Annotated in this window: 11 protein-coding genes and 1 pseudogene; 8 read left to right on the top strand and 4 right to left on the bottom strand. The window is 73.0% G+C overall.

Features of this window, described 5'->3' with window-relative positions; translation table 11 throughout:
• Positions 1-17: 17 nt before the first annotated feature.
• On the top strand, positions 18-3,134 hold the full coding sequence (locus QEZ54_RS06345) for a M14 family metallopeptidase (protein ID WP_281303501.1): 3,117 nt from the start codon (positions 18-20) through the stop codon (positions 3,132-3,134).
• Positions 3,135-3,302: 168 nt separating this feature from the next.
• Here the strand turns inward: QEZ54_RS06345 and QEZ54_RS06340 are convergent, their stop codons facing one another.
• Positions 3,303-4,145 (bottom strand): class I SAM-dependent methyltransferase, encoded by an 843-nt coding sequence (locus QEZ54_RS06340; RefSeq protein WP_281303500.1) that lies wholly within the window; start codon positions 4,143-4,145, stop codon positions 3,303-3,305.
• 132 nt (positions 4,146-4,277) lie between these two features.
• On the opposite strand from QEZ54_RS06340, the gene QEZ54_RS06335 reads away from it, so the two are divergent.
• From QEZ54_RS06335 to hutH, 6 genes and pseudogenes are all read left to right on the top strand, one after another.
• Entirely contained in the window at positions 4,278-5,126 is an 849-nt protein-coding gene (locus QEZ54_RS06335) for a MurR/RpiR family transcriptional regulator (RefSeq protein ID WP_281303499.1), read from the top strand.
• 4 nt (positions 5,127-5,130) lie between these two features.
• Positions 5,131-6,780, top strand: a complete 1,650-nt coding sequence (gene hutU / locus QEZ54_RS06330) for a urocanate hydratase (protein ID WP_281303498.1) — start codon at positions 5,131-5,133, stop codon at positions 6,778-6,780.
• Complete coding sequence (locus tag QEZ54_RS06325; protein ID WP_281303497.1) at positions 6,777-7,964, top strand: allantoate amidohydrolase; 1,188 nt, start codon at positions 6,777-6,779, stop codon at positions 7,962-7,964. The genes hutU and QEZ54_RS06325 overlap by 4 nt, the downstream gene beginning before the upstream one ends.
• Positions 7,958-9,343, top strand: coding sequence for a formimidoylglutamate deiminase (locus QEZ54_RS06320; RefSeq protein ID WP_281303496.1), 1,386 nt, complete (start codon positions 7,958-7,960; stop codon positions 9,341-9,343). Before QEZ54_RS06325 ends, QEZ54_RS06320 begins: the two co-directional genes overlap by 7 nt.
• A 46-nt stretch (positions 9,344-9,389) precedes the next feature.
• Positions 9,390-10,520 (top strand): annotated as a pseudogene (gene hutI / locus QEZ54_RS06315) (imidazolonepropionase); the annotation flags it as partial.
• Between the two features lie 92 nt (positions 10,521-10,612).
• Entirely contained in the window at positions 10,613-12,148 is a 1,536-nt protein-coding gene (hutH, locus tag QEZ54_RS06310) for a histidine ammonia-lyase (RefSeq protein ID WP_281303495.1), read from the top strand.
• A 10-nt stretch (positions 12,149-12,158) separates the two neighbouring features.
• Here hutH and QEZ54_RS06305 read toward each other — a convergent pair whose 3' ends face one another.
• Complete coding sequence (locus tag QEZ54_RS06305) at positions 12,159-13,352, bottom strand: FAD-dependent oxidoreductase (protein WP_281303494.1); 1,194 nt, start codon at positions 13,350-13,352, stop codon at positions 12,159-12,161.
• A 94-nt stretch (positions 13,353-13,446) separates the two neighbouring features.
• On the opposite strand from QEZ54_RS06305, the gene QEZ54_RS06300 reads away from it, so the two are divergent.
• The gene (locus QEZ54_RS06300; RefSeq protein WP_281303493.1) at positions 13,447-14,052 is read left to right on the top strand and encodes a TetR/AcrR family transcriptional regulator; all 606 of its coding nucleotides are present in this window, start codon (positions 13,447-13,449) and stop codon (positions 14,050-14,052) included.
• Between the two features lie 27 nt (positions 14,053-14,079).
• Here the strand turns inward: QEZ54_RS06300 and rdgB are convergent, their stop codons facing one another.
• The gene (gene rdgB / locus QEZ54_RS06295) at positions 14,080-14,700 is read right to left on the bottom strand and encodes an RdgB/HAM1 family non-canonical purine NTP pyrophosphatase (RefSeq protein ID WP_281303492.1); all 621 of its coding nucleotides are present in this window, start codon (positions 14,698-14,700) and stop codon (positions 14,080-14,082) included.
• On the bottom strand, positions 14,697-15,473 hold the full coding sequence (gene rph, locus QEZ54_RS06290) for a ribonuclease PH (RefSeq protein ID WP_281303491.1): 777 nt from the start codon (positions 15,471-15,473) through the stop codon (positions 14,697-14,699). The genes rdgB and rph overlap by 4 nt, the downstream gene beginning before the upstream one ends.
• Between the last annotated feature and the right edge of the window lie 32 nt (positions 15,474-15,505).

The raw sequence follows: 15,505 nt of genomic DNA, 5'->3' as shown, positions 1-15,505 counted from the left end.
ACCCAGGGGGAGCACAGATGACAAGATCACGGATCGTGGCCGCTGGCCTCGGCGTGGTCGGCGCGATCGCGCTGATCCTGCCGGGCAGCGCGCAGGCGGTCGGCTCGGCGGCACCGCCGACCACCGCCAAGGCCGCCGACCAGGCCAACCCGCTCGAGGTCTACGTCGGCGAGATAGCGGCCAACCAGATCGGCCGCTTCAGCGCGCTGGGCCTGGACCGCGAGGACGTGGCGGTCAAGCCAGCGTCCGGCGACAGGATCGCCGTCGAGGTCGTGCTCACCCGGCGCGACGCGGCCCGGCTCGCGAGCCAGGGCGTGAAGCTGGCGGTCAAGACGATCGACGGCAGGCCCGCCTCGCAGTCGCTGCGCCGCCTGGCCGGCCCGGCCGTGTTCCGGCCCTACAGCGGCCCGGGGGGACTGCGCGAGGAGCTGGTGCAGACCGCCGCCGCCCACCCGGACCTGGCCAAGCTGGAGACGATCGGCTACACCGTGCAGGGCAAGCCGATCACCGCCGTCAAGGTGACCCGCCACGCCCGCTCGGTCCGCGACGGCAGCCGCCCGTCGGTGGTCTACATGGGCGGGCAGCACGCCCGCGAGTGGATCACCCCCGAGATGACGCGCCGCCTGCTGCACCACTTCCTCGACGGGTACGGCACCGACCCCGAGCTGACCAGCCTGGTCAACACCCGCGAGCTGTGGTTCATCCCGGTGGCCAACCCGGACGGCTACGACTTCACCTTCACCGACGGCAACCGGCTGTGGCGCAAGAACCTGCGCGACAACAACGGCGACGGCGTGATCGGCGCCGGTGACGGCGTCGACCCGAACCGCAACTACGGCACCAAGTGGGGCTACGACAACGAGGGCTCCTCCGACGACCCGGCCAGCGAGACCTTCCGCGGCGCCGGACCCAACTCCGAGCCGGAGTCCAAGGCGCTGAACGCGCTGTTCAAGCGGGTGAAGTTCGACTTCTTCGTCAACTACCACTCCGCCGCCGAGCTGCTGCTGTACGGCGCCGGCTGGCAGGTCAGCACGCCCACGCCCGACGACGTCATCTACGAGGCGCTGGCCGGCGACGACGCGCACTCGGCCATCCCCGGCTACGACCCGGACATCTCCGCCGAGCTGTACACCACCAACGGCGACACCGACATGCACATGGCGGTCGAGTACGGCACGCTCGGCTTCACGCCCGAGATGAGCACCTGCGAGACGGCGTCCAACCTCGACCCGGACGACCCGTGGCACGCCGAGGACTGCGCCAGCGTCTTCAACTTCCCGGACGACGAGAAGCTGGTCCAGGACGAGTTCCTGAAGAACATCCCGTTCGCGCTGTCACTGGCCACGTCGGCCGCCGACCCGGCCAACCCGGTCTCCGCCGTCGGGCGCACCACCCCCGACTTCGTCGTCGACGCCTTCGACGTGTCGTACGGCCGCACCCAGCCGGTGGCCGCGACCGTCCGGCGCACCCTCAAGGACGTCAAGCTGCACTGGCGCGTCAACGGCGGCTACACGAAGACCGCCGGGGTCAAGGAGTGGCAGGGCGGCGAGCGCTACGGCGACACCAACGACGACTACTACGGCGAATTCCGCGGCAAGGTCACCGGCACCAGGGCGGGCGACCAGGTCGAGGTGTGGTTCACCGGCCGCGGCAAGAGCGGGCCGACCGCCAGCGAGCACTTCACCTACAAGGTGCACGACGACATCGGCGGCAAGGTGCTCATCCTGGCCGCCGAGGACGTCACCGGCGCCAGCCCGGCCCAGACCGGCACCGCCGCCAAGTACGCCGGCTCCTACGCCGAGGCGCTGACCGCCGCGGGCTACACCAGCGACGTGTACGACTTCGACGCCATGGGCCGGCAGGCGCCGCACCCGCTGGGCGTGCTGTCGCACTACGACGCGATCGTCTGGGAGACCGGCGACGACATCATCCTGCGCCAGCTCGGCCAGCCCGGCGGCACCACCGCCAAGGCCTCGCTCGACATCGAGCTGGCCGTGCGCGACTACCTCAACGAGGGCGGCAAGCTGCTGCTCTCCGGCCAGTACGCCGAGTACGCCCAGTCCGCCGACGGCTCCTACTTCTACAACCCGAACGTGCCCACCGAGCCCGAGTGCACCGTCCGCGAGTACCCGTGCCTGCCGGTCCTCAACGACTTCCTGCAGTACTGGCTCGGCGCGTACAGCTACATCGACGGCGGCGGCACCGCACCCGACGACAACCCGTACCCGCTGGGCGGCAGCACGGGCGCGTTCAGCGGCTTCACCGGCACCCTCAACGGGGCCGGATCGGCCGGCAACCAGGCGCACACCGCCTCGTTCCTGAGCACGTCCAGCTTCCTGCCCCCGGCCTCGTTCCCGCAGTTCCGCAGCTCCGCCCCGGCCGACTGGCTGCGCCCCGGCGCCGCCCCGTACGACCCGCACACCGGCGGCTGGTACCTCTACAGCGGCCGGGCCGACTCCAGCTACAAGCGGCTGACCCGTACCGTCGACCTCACCGGCAAGACCAGCGGTGAGCTGCGGTTCTGGTCCTCGTTCGACACCGAGCCGGAGTGGGACTACCTGTTCGTCGAGGCGCACGAGGTCGGCACGGACAGCTGGACCACGCTGCCCGACACCACCGGGCACAGCACCCAGGGCACCGGCGAGAGCTGCGCCGCGGGCTGGGTCGACGGCGTGCACCCGTTCCTGGCCCACTACCAGGGCTGGGACTGCTCGGCGACGGGCACCACCGGCTCCTGGAACGCGCTGACCGGCGCCTCCGGCGGCTGGACGGAACTGGCGTTCGACCTCACCCCGTACGCGGGCAAGCAGGTCGAGCTGTCCATCTCGTACGCCTCCGACTGGGGCACCCAGGGGCTGGGCGTCTTCCTCGACGACGTGACGGTCAAGGCCGACGGCGCGGCCGTCGCCGACACCTCGTTCGAGAGCGACCTGGGCGGCTGGGCGATCGCGGGCCCGCCCGCGGGGTCGCCCGGCAACAGCGGCGACTTCACCCGCAGCCAGCTGGCCTTCGAGGAGGGCAGCATCGTGACGACCCGCGACACGGTCCTCACCGGCTTCGGCATCGAGGGCCTGTCCCCCACCGACCGCAACGACCTGGTCAAACGCTCCCTCCGCCACCTCCTGGGCCACTGACCGCACCGCACCGAACGAGGGGCTCCGCCGGTTCCGGCGGGGCCCCTCGCCCGTGGTGATCGCTGTCCGCGGTCAAAAGCTCGGCTGTAAACGCAGTTTTCGACCGCAGCCGCTGATCACCTGACGGCGATCACGAACCGGCGGCAGTGGCCAGCCGGGCCGCGCCGGTCAGCGCCAGGCGGCGCCGATGCCGTCGCCCGGGTACCAGTGGTGGGAGGGCTGCTCGCGGAAGGCGAGGAAGCGGCGGCCGGTCTTCTCGGCGACCTGGGACAGCACCCGCGTCACGGTCACGTTGTCGGTGAGCAGCAGGGCTCGCTCGGACAGCTTCGACTCGACCGCGGTGAACTCGCGCAGCTCGTGCGCGGCGCTGTGGTCGCTGTCGTGCAGGAACAGGTCCACCGGCCGGTCCAGCGCGTTGATCGAGGCGATCGAGTCGCCGATGACCAGGTCGACCACCGACGCCCACGGCTGCGCCCGGGCCAGGTAGCCGGCCTCGGGGTTGATGTCCAGCGAGGTGACCCGCCCGGGGTGCCCCTCGGCGGCGTTGCGCAGCAGCGCCGAGGCGATCACGCAGGTGCCCAGGCCCTTGTCGACCCCGGTCTCGACCACGTGCGCGGGCCGGACCGCCCGGATCAGGGCGTACCAGCCCAGGCGCCGGGCGTAGCGGACCTTCTTGTCGGCCAGGCCGCGGCGGGCGGCGTTCGCGGTGGTGGTCTCGATGTGGGTGCGCAGGTCCGTGTCGGCCTCGATCTCGGCCATCCACGCGCGCACCTGCCCGACGGGCGCGTCGCCGACGACGCTGACGAACCAGGCCAGGTGTTCGCGGTTGAGCGCGGTCAGGTCGTAGGTGTAGTTGTGGTGTTCGCGGGACTTCACCAGCCAGCGGGCGGACTCGCGGAGGACCCCGGCGTCGTGCTTGGCGACCCGGGCGAGCCGTTTGGGCAGCGCGGCCAGCGGTGCGAGCGGGGTGCGCGACACGGCGCGCCTGATTCTCGTCTTGCGGTCGGGCATGGCGCACCTTCCACGAACATGAATCCTCTGCCGCTTTCTACCACCTCGGCGCGCCCCTTACCAGATGTCCGGGCGGACCCGGTCGACCGGTGCGGGGTAGCTTCTGAATGAAAACTTGCATACAGTGGCTGAGTGAATGTTGGGGTTACTTCCGGGGCGGCGGCCGGGGTGCGGGAGCTCGTGCAGGGGGCGCGGCTGACCCCGACCCAGCGGCGCATCGCCCGCGAGCTGGTGCACCACGCGGACACGGCCGCGTACCTGTCAGCGGCCGAGGTGGCCGAGATGGCGCAGGTCAGCCAGCCGTCGGTGACCCGGTTCGCGATGGCGCTCGGGTTCGACGGCTATCCCGCGCTGCGGCGGCGGCTGCGCGAGCTGAGCGCGGGCGCCCCGGTGGTCGAGGACGAGGCCAACGACCTGCAGCGGGCCGTACGCGATGAGATCTCGAACTTGACCCGCCTGGCCGACACCCTGGCCGACCCGGCCGCCGTGCACGCCGCGGCGGGACTGCTGGCGGCCAGCCGCCCGCTGCCGGTGCTCGGCCTGCGCGCCGCCGCGCCGCTGGCGGGCTACTTCGGCTACTTCGCCGCCAAGATCCACCCCGAGGTGCGGGTCTTCGACAGCGGCGGCAGCCTGCTCATCGAGCGGCTGGAGCAGGCCGCCGACTCCGGCGCGCGCGCCGTCCTGGCGTACGCGCTGCCGCGCTACCCCCGCGAGCTGCGCGACGCGCTCGCCGAGGCCCGGTCCCTGGGCCTCGCGCTGGTCGTGGTGACCGACTCGCCGGTCAGCCCGGCCGCCGACTTCGCCGACGTCGCGCTCACCGCCGCGGTCGGCTCGCAACTCGTGTTCGACCTGCACACCGCACCGATGGTGCTGACCATGGTGCTGCTGCAGGCGATGAGCGACATCGATCCGGCCGCCACCCAGCGCCGGCTCGAACACTTCGAGAGCTCGGCCACCCGCCGTGCCGTCTTCATGGAGTAGGCAGATGGACCAGATCATTCGCGCCGCCCGCGGCACCACCCTGTCCGCCCGGGGCTGGCAGCAGGAAGCCGCCATCCGGATGCTGAGCAACAACCTCGACCCGGAGGTGGCCGAGCGCCCCCAGGACCTGGTGGTGTACGGCGGCACCGGCAAGGCCGCCCGCGACTGGCCCAGCTTCCACGCGCTGATCCGCACCCTGACCACGCTGAAGGACGACGAGACCATGCTGGTCCAGTCGGGCCGCCCGGTCGGCGTGTTCCGCACCCACGAGTGGGCGCCCCGGGTGCTGCTGGCCAACTCCAACCTGGTCGGCGACTGGGCCACCTGGCCGGAGTTCCGCCGCCTGGAGGCCCTCGGCCTGACCATGTACGGCCAGATGACCGCCGGCTCGTGGATCTACATCGGCACCCAGGGCATCCTGCAGGGCACCTACGAGACGTTCGCGGCCGTGGCCGAGAAGAAGTTCGGCGGCACGCTGACGGGGACGCTCACGCTGACCGGCGGCTGCGGGGGTATGGGCGGAGCCCAGCCCCTGGCCGTCACCATGAACGACGGCGTCTGCCTGATCGTCGACGTCGACAAGACCCGCCTGGACCGCCGGGTGCAGCAGCGCTACCTCGACGTGGTGGCCGACTCGCTCGACCACGGCATCGAACTGGCCCTGGCCGCCAAGGCGCAGCGCCGCCCGCTGTCGGTGGGCGTGGTCGGCAACGCGGCGACGATCTTCCCGGAGTTGCTGCTGCGCGGCGTCGCCATCGACATCGTCACCGACCAGACCAGCGCGCACGACCCGCTGTCGTACCTGCCGGAGGGCGTCGAGGTCGAGCAGTGGCAGAGCTTCGCCGACGACAAGCCGGAGGAGTTCACCGCGCGGGCCCGCGCCAGCATGGCCAAGCACGTCGAGGCCATGGTCGGGTTCATGGACGCCGGTGCCGAGGTGTTCGACTACGGCAACTCGATCCGCGGCGAGGCCATGCTCGGCGGGTACGAGCGGGCGTTCGCCTTCCCGGGGTTCGTGCCCGCGTACATCCGGCCGCTGTTCTGCGAGGGCAAGGGGCCCTTCCGCTGGGCGGCGCTCTCCGGCGACCCGGCCGACATCGCGGCCACCGACAAGGCCGTGCTCGACCTGTTCCCGGAGAACGAGTCGCTGGCCCGGTGGATCAAGATGGCCGGGGAGCGGGTCGCGTTCCAGGGCCTGCCCGCCCGGATCTGCTGGCTCGGCTACGGCGAGCGGGACAAGGCGGGTGTCCGGTTCAACGAGATGGTCGCCGACGGCACGCTGAAGGCCCCGATCGTCATCGGCCGCGACCACCTCGACTGCGGCAGCGTCGCCTCGCCGTACCGGGAGACCGAGTCGATGCTCGACGGCTCCGACGCCATCGCCGACTGGCCGCTGCTCAACGCGATGGTCAACACCGCCTCCGGCGCCTCGTGGGTGTCGATCCACCACGGCGGCGGCGTCGGCATCGGCCGCTCCATCCACGCCGGCCAGGTCACCGTCGCCGACGGCACGGCGCTGGCCGGGCAGAAGATCGAGCGGGTGCTCACCAACGACCCGGGCATGGGCGTCATCCGCCACGTCGACGCGGGCTACGACCAGGCCGTCGACGTCGCCGCCGAGCGCGGGGTACGCGTGCCGATGCGTGAGTCATGAGCACGTTCGCGCAGCTGTGGGCGCAGCTGGCGCCGGTGGGGCGCGACCCCGGCACCGGCGGCTACCTGCGGTACGCGTACACGCCGGCCGAGGCGCGGCTGCGGGCCTGGTTCCTGGACCAGGCCGCCGCCCGCGACCTGGCGGTCGAGGAGGACGGCAACGGCAACCTGTTCGCCTGGTGGGGCGACCCGGCCGCCGGTGACGCCGTACTGACCGGCTCGCACCTGGACTCGGTGCCGCACGGCGGCGCGTACGACGGCCCGCTGGGCGTGGTCAGCGCCCTGCTGGCCGTCGACGAGCTGCGCGTACGCGGCGTCACCCCGGCCCGCCCGATCGGCGTCGCCGTCTTCGCCGAGGAGGAGGGCTCCCGGTTCGGGCTGGCCTGCCTCGGCTCGCGGCTGCTCACCGGCGCGATCGCCCCGGCCGCGGCCGCCGCGCTGACCGACCGCGACGGCGTCACCCTGGCCCAGGCCATGGGCGCCGTCCCGACCGGCGCCCGGCCGGACCTCGTCGCGCGCCTGGGCTGCTATGTCGAGCTGCACGTCGAGCAGGGCCGGGCCCTGGTCGACCTGGACCGGGCCGTGGGCGTGGCCAGCGCGATCTGGCCGCACGGCCGGTGGCGGCTGGACTTCCACGGCCAGGCCAACCACGCCGGCACCACGCTGATGGCCGACCGGCGCGACCCGATGCTGACCTTCGCCGCGACGGTGCTGGCCGCCAACGCCGAGGCGCGGCGGCTGGGCGCGCACGCGACCATCGGCCGGGTGCAGGTCGCCCCCAACGCCACCAACGCGATCCCGTCGCTGGTCAGCGCGTGGCTGGACGCCCGCGCGGACGCCCCGGACACGATGGAGGCGGTGGTCGCGGCCGTGTACGACGCGGCACGCGCGCGGGCCCGTGAGGACGGTACGAAGGTGGAGCTGACCGCCGAGTCGGTGTCACCGGAGACGGAGTTCCACGTGGGGCTGCGCGACCGGCTGGCGAAGGTGCTCGACGACGCGCCGGTGCTGCCGACCGGCGCCGGGCACGACGCGGGGGTGCTGAGCACGGTGCTGCCGACGGCGATGCTGTTCGTGCGCAACCCGACCGGGGTGTCGCACTCCCCCGCCGAGCACGCCGTCGACGCCGACTGCGAGTCCGGCGTTCGGGCGCTGGCCGACGTGCTGCAGGAGCTGGCGTGCTGATCCGCTGCGAGTACGCCTGGCTGCCCGACGGGGTGGCCGCCGACGTCCTGCTCGACATCCGCGACGGCCGCTTCGCCCGCGTGGCCCCCGGCGGCGGTTCCGCCGTCCCGCCTAGCATCGACGCTGGCCTATCCAGAGGACGGCTGGACGAAAACGGTCCTCTGGATAGGCCAGCGTCAATTGAAGAGCGGGGCGGCGAGGCCGCCGAGTGGCGCCCGGGCATCACCATCCCCGGCTTCGCCGACGCGCACTCGCACGCGTTCCACCGCGCGCTGCGCGGCCGCACCCACGCCGACCGCGGCGACTTCTGGACCTGGCGCACCCAGATGTACACCGTCGCCCGCGCCCTCGACCCCGACTCCTACTACCGCCTGGCCAGAGCCGTATACGGCGAGATGGCCCTTTCCGGCATCACCACCGTCGGCGAGTTCCACTACCTCCACCACGGCACCGGCGGCACCCCGTACGCCGACCCGAACGCGATGGGCCACGCCCTCATCGCCGCCGCCCAGGACGCGGGCCTGCGCATCACCCTCCTGGACACCCTCTATCTCACCGCCTCGGTCGACGGAAAACCCCTCGAAGGCCCGCAGCTGCGCTTCGGCGACGGCGACGCCCTGCGCTGGGCCGAACGCGTGGACGCGATCGGCGACCAGCCGCACCTGCTCGTCGGCGCCGCGATCCACTCCGTGCGCGCCGTGCCGACCGCGCAGCTGCCGACGATCGCCGCATGGGCGGGCGGCCGCCCGCTACACGCGCACGTGTCGGAGCAGGTCGCCGAGAACGAGGCCTGCCTGGCCGAGCACGGCCGTACGCCGACGCAGGTGCTGGCCGACTTCGGGGCGGTGCACGAGACGTTCTCAGCGGTGCACGCCACGCACCTCACGCACGCCGACATCGCGCTGCTGTCGGGGTCGTACGCCTGCTTCTGCCCGACCACCGAGCGCGACCTGGGCGACGGCATCGGCCCGGCCCGGACCCTGGCCGACGCGGGCGCCCGGCTGACCTTGGGCAGCGACAGCCACGCGGTCATAGACTTCTTCGAGGAAGCGCGGGCGCTGGAGCTGAACGAACGCCTGGCCACGCGGCGGCGCGGGCACTTCACCCCGGCCGAACTGCGCGCGGCGGCCACCGGCCACACCAGTCTGGGCTGGCCCGACGCGGGCTCGATCGCGGTCGGCATGCGCGCCGACCTGGTCACCGTCTCGTTGGACAGCGTGCGCACCGCCGGGATCGAGCCCGAGGGCGTGCTGTTCGCGGCGGGCGCCGCCGACGTCACCCACGTGGTCGCGGGTGGCCGCGAGATCGTCCGCGACGGGCGGCACCGCGAGATCGACGTGCCGCGCGAACTGCGGGAGGCGATCACGTGCCTGTTCTGAGCAGCCCTGTTCCGGGCAGCGCGGGCCATCTCTGGGAGGCGAACCCGTGAGCGTCCTGATCACCAACATCGGCGAGCTGGTCACCAACGATCCGGCGCTGGGCGAGGGCCCGCTGGGCATCGTGCGCGACGCGGCGATCGTGGTCGGCGACCGGGTCGAGTGGGTCGGCCCGGCGAAGTCGGCACCCGCCGCCGACGAGCGGCTCGATGCCGCTGGCGCGGCAGCGCTGCCTGGGTTCGTGGACAGCCACAGCCACCTGGTGTTCGCCGGGGACCGGGCGGCGGAGTTCGCGGCGCGGATGAGCGGTGAGCCGTACACCGGCGGGGGTATCCGCACGACCGTGGCCGCCACCCGGGCCGCCACCGACGACCAGCTGCGCGCCAACGTCGCCCGCCTGGTCGGCGAGGGGCTGCGGCAGGGCACCACCACCATCGAGATCAAGAGTGGGTACGGCCTGAGCACCGCCGACGAGGCCCGCAGCCTGCGCATCGCCGCCGAGTTCAGCGACGAGGTCACCTACCTCGGGGCGCACGTGAAGCCCGCCGACGGCCCCGAGGACTACGTGTCCCTGGTCAACGGCGAGATGCTGACCGCCTGCGCGCCGTACGCGCGGTGGGTGGACGTGTTCTGCGAGCGGGGCGCCTTCGACGTCGAGGAGTCGCGCTCGGTGCTGAAGGCGGGCATCGCCGCCGGGCTGCGCCCGCGCATCCACGCCAACCAGCTCACCATGGGCGGCGGCGTGCGGCTCGCGGTCGAGCTGGACTGCGCCTCGGCCGACCACTGCACCCACCTGTCCGACGCGGACGTGGACGCGCTGGCGAACTCCGACACGGTGGCGACGCTGCTGCCCGGGGCCGAGTTCTCCACCCGCGCGCCGTATCCGGACGCCCGCCGCCTGCTCGACGCCGGGGCGACCGTCGCGCTGGCCACCGACTGCAACCCGGGCTCGTCGTACACCTCCTCGATGCCGTTCTGCGTCGCGGTGGCCGTACGCGAGATGGGCATGTCCCCCGGCGAAGCCGTCTGGGCCGCCACCGCCGGCGGCGCCCGCGCCCTGCGCCGCCCGGACCTGGGCCGGCTGTCGGTCGGCGCCGCCGCCGACCTCCAGCTCCTGGACGCCCCCTCGCACCTGCACCTCGCCTACCGACCCGCCGTCCCCCTCACCCGCCTGGTGGTACGCCGGGGCGCCTTCCACTGGCCCTGGGGCACCCACCGGTCCTCGCCCACCGTCTCATCGCACCTGGAACAGCCGCACAAGGGAGTGCTGTCATGACCGTCATCGTCGAGCCGAACGGGATCGCGCCCGCCGACATCGCCGCCGTCGCCCGCCAGGACGCGCGCGTGGAACTGAGCCCAGCCGCCGTCGAGGCGATGCAGGTCAGCCGTGCCATCGTCGACGACATCGAACGCGACGGCCGCCCCGTGTACGGCGTCTCCACCGGCTTCGGCGCCCTGGCCAACACGTTCATCGCCCCGGCCCGCCGCGCCGAGCTGCAGCACGCCCTGATCCGCTCGCACGCCTCGGGCGTCGGCGCTCCGATGCCGCGCGAGGTGGTCCGGGCGATGATGCTGCTGCGGGTGCGGTCGCTGGCGCTGGGCCACTCCGGCGTACGCCCGCTCGTCGCCCAGGCCCTGGTCGACCTGCTCAACCATGACATCACCCCGTGGGTGCCCGAGCACGGCTCGCTCGGCGCCTCCGGCGACCTGGCGCCGCTGGCCCACTGCGCCCTGGTGCTGATGGGCGAGGGCTGGGTGCTGGGCAAGGACGGCGCCCGCCTCGACGGCGCCGACGCGCTGCACGCGGCCGGGCTGACCCCGATCACACTCAGCTCCAAGGAGGGCCTGGCGCTGATCAACGGCACCGACGGCATGCTCGGCATGCTCCAGCTGGCCTGCGACGACTTCGCGCACCTGTGCACCATGGCCGACGTCACCGCCGCGCTGTCGATCGAGGCGATGCTCGGCACCGACAAGCCGTTCCACCACTCGATCCACGACATCCGGCCGCACCCCGGCCAGAGCGTCAGCGCCGCCAACATCTACAAGCTGCTGCAGGGTTCGGCCATCATGGACAGCCACCGCGACGACCTCGAGCACGCGGTGCAGGACGCGTACTCGATGCGCTGCGCTCCGCAGGTCGCCGGAGCGGCCCGCGACACCCTGGAGTTCGCCCGTACGATCGCCGCCCGCGAGCTGGTCAGCCTGGCCGACAACCCGGTCGTGCTGCCCGACGGGCGGGTCGAGTCGACCGGCAACTTCCACGGCGCCCCGCTCGGCTTCGCCGCCGACTTCCTGGCCATCGCCGCCGCCGAGATCGGCTCCATCAGCGAGCGCCGGGTCGACCGGCTGCTCGACGTGACCCGCTCCCGCCAGCTCCCGCCGTTCCTGAGCCCCGACGCCGGGGTGAACTCGGGGCTGATGATCGCCCAGTACACCGCCGCCGGCATCGTCGCCGAGAACCGGCGGCTGGCCTCGCCCGCCAGCGTGGACACCATCCCGACCAGCGGCATGCAGGAGGACCACGTCTCGATGGGCTGGGCCGCCGCCAAGAAGCTGCGCACGGTCCTGGACAACCTGACCAGCCTGCTGGCCGTGGAGCTGCTCGCCGCCGTACGCGGCCTCCAGCTCCGCGCCCCGCTGGCCCCGTCCCCGGCCGGCCGCCTCGCGATCGCCGCCCTCACCCCGGCCGCCGGCACCCCCGGCCCCGACATCTTCCTGGCCCCCGTCCTGGAGCAGGTCCGCGCGGTCATCGCCGACCGCACCCTCCGCGCGGCCATCGAGGCGGACCTCGGCCCCCTCGCCTGACCCTCGGGGGTCAGAGGGATTCGGGGCGGGCGCCTATGCCGACCAGGCGGGCGGTGAGGGCCTGGAGGAACGGGAGGCGCTGGAGGAGGCGGACGGGGGCGGGGGCGTTGACCGGGCCGCTGGCGCGCAGGGCGGTGCCGATGACCCGGGACTGGGCGACGCGCTGGATCCGCTGGGTGACGACCGTCGGGAAGCGGCGACGGCGGCGTACCAGGTCGAGGTCGGCGGTGGTGAGGGTGCCCGCCCTCAGCTTCGGGCCGAGCAGGCGGGCGGTGGCCACGGCGTCCTGCACCGCCAGGTTGACGCCGACCCCGCCGACGGGGCTCATGGCGTGGGCGGCGTCGCCGATGCACAGGACGCCGGGCGCGTGCCAGCGGTCGAGGCGGTTGACCCGTACCGTCAGCAGCTTCACCCGGTCCCAGTCGGCCAGTTCGGCGACCCGGTCGGCGAACTGCGGCACCAGCGTCGTGACCCGTGCCCGCAGCCGGTCCAGCCCCTCGGCGCGCACCTGGTCGTAGCCGCCCTTGGGGATGACGCACGCGCACTGGAAGTAGTCGTGCCGGTCGATGGTGAGCAGCAGCGACCCCGCGCCGACCCGGAGGTCGAGCCCGGTGTGGTCGGCCTCGGTGCGCGGCAGCCGGAACCACAGCACGTCCATCGGCGCGCCGAACTCGCGCGGCACCAGCCCGAGCCGGTCGCGGACCACCGAGAACCGCCCGTCGCAGGCGACGGTCAGCCCGGCCCGGATCTCGACCGGCCCGTCCGGACCGGACGCGGCGACGCCGACGACGGTCCCGGCCGCGTCGCGCAGCACGTCGACGGCCTCGGTCGAGCGCAGCAGGGTGAAGCCCGGCAGGGTGGCCGCCTCGGCGGCGAGCAGGTCGAGGAAGTCCCACTGCGGCAGGAACATGAGGTAGTTGTGCGGCTCGGGCAGCCGGGTGAAGTCGGCCATCGGGAAGGTGCCGTCGTCGAAGGTGGCGGTCAGGGTGCGCTCGTGGCGTCCGGGCAGCGCCTGGATGCGCTCCTCCAGGCCGAGCTGGGCGAGCAGGTCGAGGGTGGACGGGTGGATGGTGTCGCCGCGGAAGTCGCGCAGGAAGTCGGCGTGCTTCTCCAGCAGTACGACGCCGACGCCCTGCCGGGCGAGCAGCAGCGACAGCATGAGCCCGGCGGGGCCCCCGCCGACGACGCAGACCTGGGTGTCCATCAGACCCTCACTCCCTATCACAACTGTAGTTGCTTTAAGCTGAGTCTGAACCGGCACATCCACAAAAGCAACTGAAGATGCGATAAGGAGGCAGGTGATGGCCGTCACGCGCCCCGGAGGCCGCAGCGCCCGCGTACGCGCCGAGGTCATGGCCGCCACCCTGCGCGCCCTGGCCGAGGACGGCTACGGCGGCCTCACCGTCGACCGCATCGCCGACCTGGCCGGCGTCAACAAGACCACCATCTACCGCCGCTGGACCGACCTCGACGGCCTGCTCACCGAGCTGCTGGCCGACCTGGCCGCGCGCGCGGTGCCCATCCCCGACACCGGCGACCTCGACCTCGACCTGCACCGCCTGGCAGGCCTGATCGGCGGCGTGCTCACCGACCCCTCGATAGCCGCCCTGGTCACCGGCCTGGTCGCCGCCGCCACCCGCAGCCCCGAGGCGGCCGCGACCCTGCGCGGGTTCATCCTCGGCCGCGCCGGCGCCGGTTCGGTGGTCTTCACCCGCGCGGCGGCACGCGGCGACATCCCCGCCGACACCGACCCGATCCACGCCATCGAAGCGCTGGTCGGGCCGTACTACCTGCGCCTGCTGCTCACCGGCGAGCCCCTGGACGCGGCGCTGGCGGCCCGCACCGCGACCGCCGTGGCGACCGCCGCCCGCGCGGGTGCGTTCCGGCCCGCCCCGTCGCACTGACAGGGCGGGCTGGAGGTCAGAGCCGGGTCAGAGCGTCTTGGCGATCACCGCGGCCAGGGCGCGGAACGCCTTGCCCCGGTGGCTGATCGCGTCCTTCTCGGCCGCCGACAGCTCCGCGTTGGTACGCGTCTGCCCCTCGGCCACGAAGATCGGGTCGTACCCGAACCCGCCCTCGCCGCGCGCCGCGCGCAGCACGCGCCCGCCCATCTTGCCGCTGACCAGGTGCTCTCGCCCGTTGGCCGGGCCGGCGCCGCCGGGCAGCACCAGGGCCGCCGCGCAGACGAAGGCCGCGCCGCGGTGCTCGTCCGGCACGTCGCCGATCTGCGCCAGGACCAGCTCCAGGTTGGCCCGATCGTCGCCGTGCCGGCCGGACCAGCGGGCGCTGAAGACGCCCGGCATGCCGTTGAGCGCGTCCACGGCCAGGCCCGAGTCGTCGGCGACGGTCGGCAGCCCGGTGTGCTTGGCCCCCTCGCGCGCCTTGAGCAGCGCGTTCTCCGCGAAGGTCAGCCCGGTCTCGGGAACCTCGGCGTACTCGGGGACGTCGTCGAGGCCGACCAGCTCCACCTTGAGCAGTTCGGGCGAGGACGCCAGGATGCGGCGCAGCTCGTCGAGCTTCTTGACGTTGCGCGTGGCGAGCAGGACCTTCACTTGCGGAACACCTCCAGCAGCCCGGCCGCGTCCAGGGTGGGCAGTCCCAGCACCTGGCGCTGCATCGTGGTCAGCTCCTCGCAGCCCTTGACGCCGAGGTCGAGCAGCGCGTTCAGCTGCGCACGGTCGAACACCCCGTCCTCGCCGGTGCCCTGCACCTCGACGAAGTCACCGGTGCCGGTGCACACCACGTTCATGTCCACCTCCGCTGACACGTCCTCTTCGTAGCACAGATCCAGCCGCGGCTCGCCCGCGACGATGCCGACGCTCACCGCGGCGACCGACCGGTGCAGCGTGGTCTCGACGGTCTGCTTGCGGGTCAGCATGTTCTTGGCGGCCAGCCAGCTCACCGCGTCGTGCAGGGCCACGTACGACCCGGTGATGGCGGCGGTGCGGGTGCCGCCGTCGGCCTGCAGCACGTCGCAGTCGATGACGATGGAGTTCTCGCCCAGCGCCTTGAGGTTGATGCAGGCGCGCAGGGCGCGTCCGATCAGGCGGGAGATCTCGTGGGTACGGCCGCCGATCTTGCCTTTCACACTCTCCCGGTCGGACCGGGTGGTGGTGGCGCGCGGGAGCATCGAGTACTCGGCGGTGACCCAGCCCTGGCCGGTGCCCTTGCGCCAGCGCGGCACGCCCTCGGTCACGCTCGCGGTGCACAGCACCCTGGTGTTGCCGAACTCCACCAGCACAGAGCCTTCGGGATGCATGCTCCAGCCGCGGGTCAGCTTGACCGGTCGGAGATGGTCGGCGGCGCGGCCGTCAGGTCGGGTCATGCGCCCACCCTATGGCGCCGTCTCTTTTCGCC

The organism is Catellatospora sp. KI3, from assembly GCF_029948125.1.
Classification (GTDB): domain Bacteria; phylum Actinomycetota; class Actinomycetes; order Mycobacteriales; family Micromonosporaceae; genus Catellatospora.
Note: the sequence above shows the minus strand (reverse complement) of the source record. Positions and strands in the feature narration are given on the sequence as shown.

Bases quoted from the DNA above. Each gene is read 5' to 3' on its own strand.
- QEZ54_RS06345 (WP_281303501.1), top strand. From the start codon at position 18: ATGACAAGATCACGGATCGTGGCCGCTGGCCTCGGCGTGGTCGGCGCG.
- QEZ54_RS06340 (WP_281303500.1), bottom strand. From the start codon at position 4,145: ATGCCCGACCGCAAGACGAGAATCAGGCGCGCCGTGTCGCGCACCCCG.
- hutU (WP_281303498.1), top strand. From the start codon at position 5,131: ATGGACCAGATCATTCGCGCCGCCCGCGGCACCACCCTGTCCGCCCGG.
- QEZ54_RS06325 (WP_281303497.1), top strand. From the start codon at position 6,777: ATGAGCACGTTCGCGCAGCTGTGGGCGCAGCTGGCGCCGGTGGGGCGC.
- hutH (WP_281303495.1), top strand. From the start codon at position 10,613: ATGACCGTCATCGTCGAGCCGAACGGGATCGCGCCCGCCGACATCGCC.
- QEZ54_RS06305 (WP_281303494.1), bottom strand. From the start codon at position 13,352: ATGGACACCCAGGTCTGCGTCGTCGGCGGGGGCCCCGCCGGGCTCATG.
- rph (WP_281303491.1), bottom strand. From the start codon at position 15,473: ATGACCCGACCTGACGGCCGCGCCGCCGACCATCTCCGACCGGTCAAG.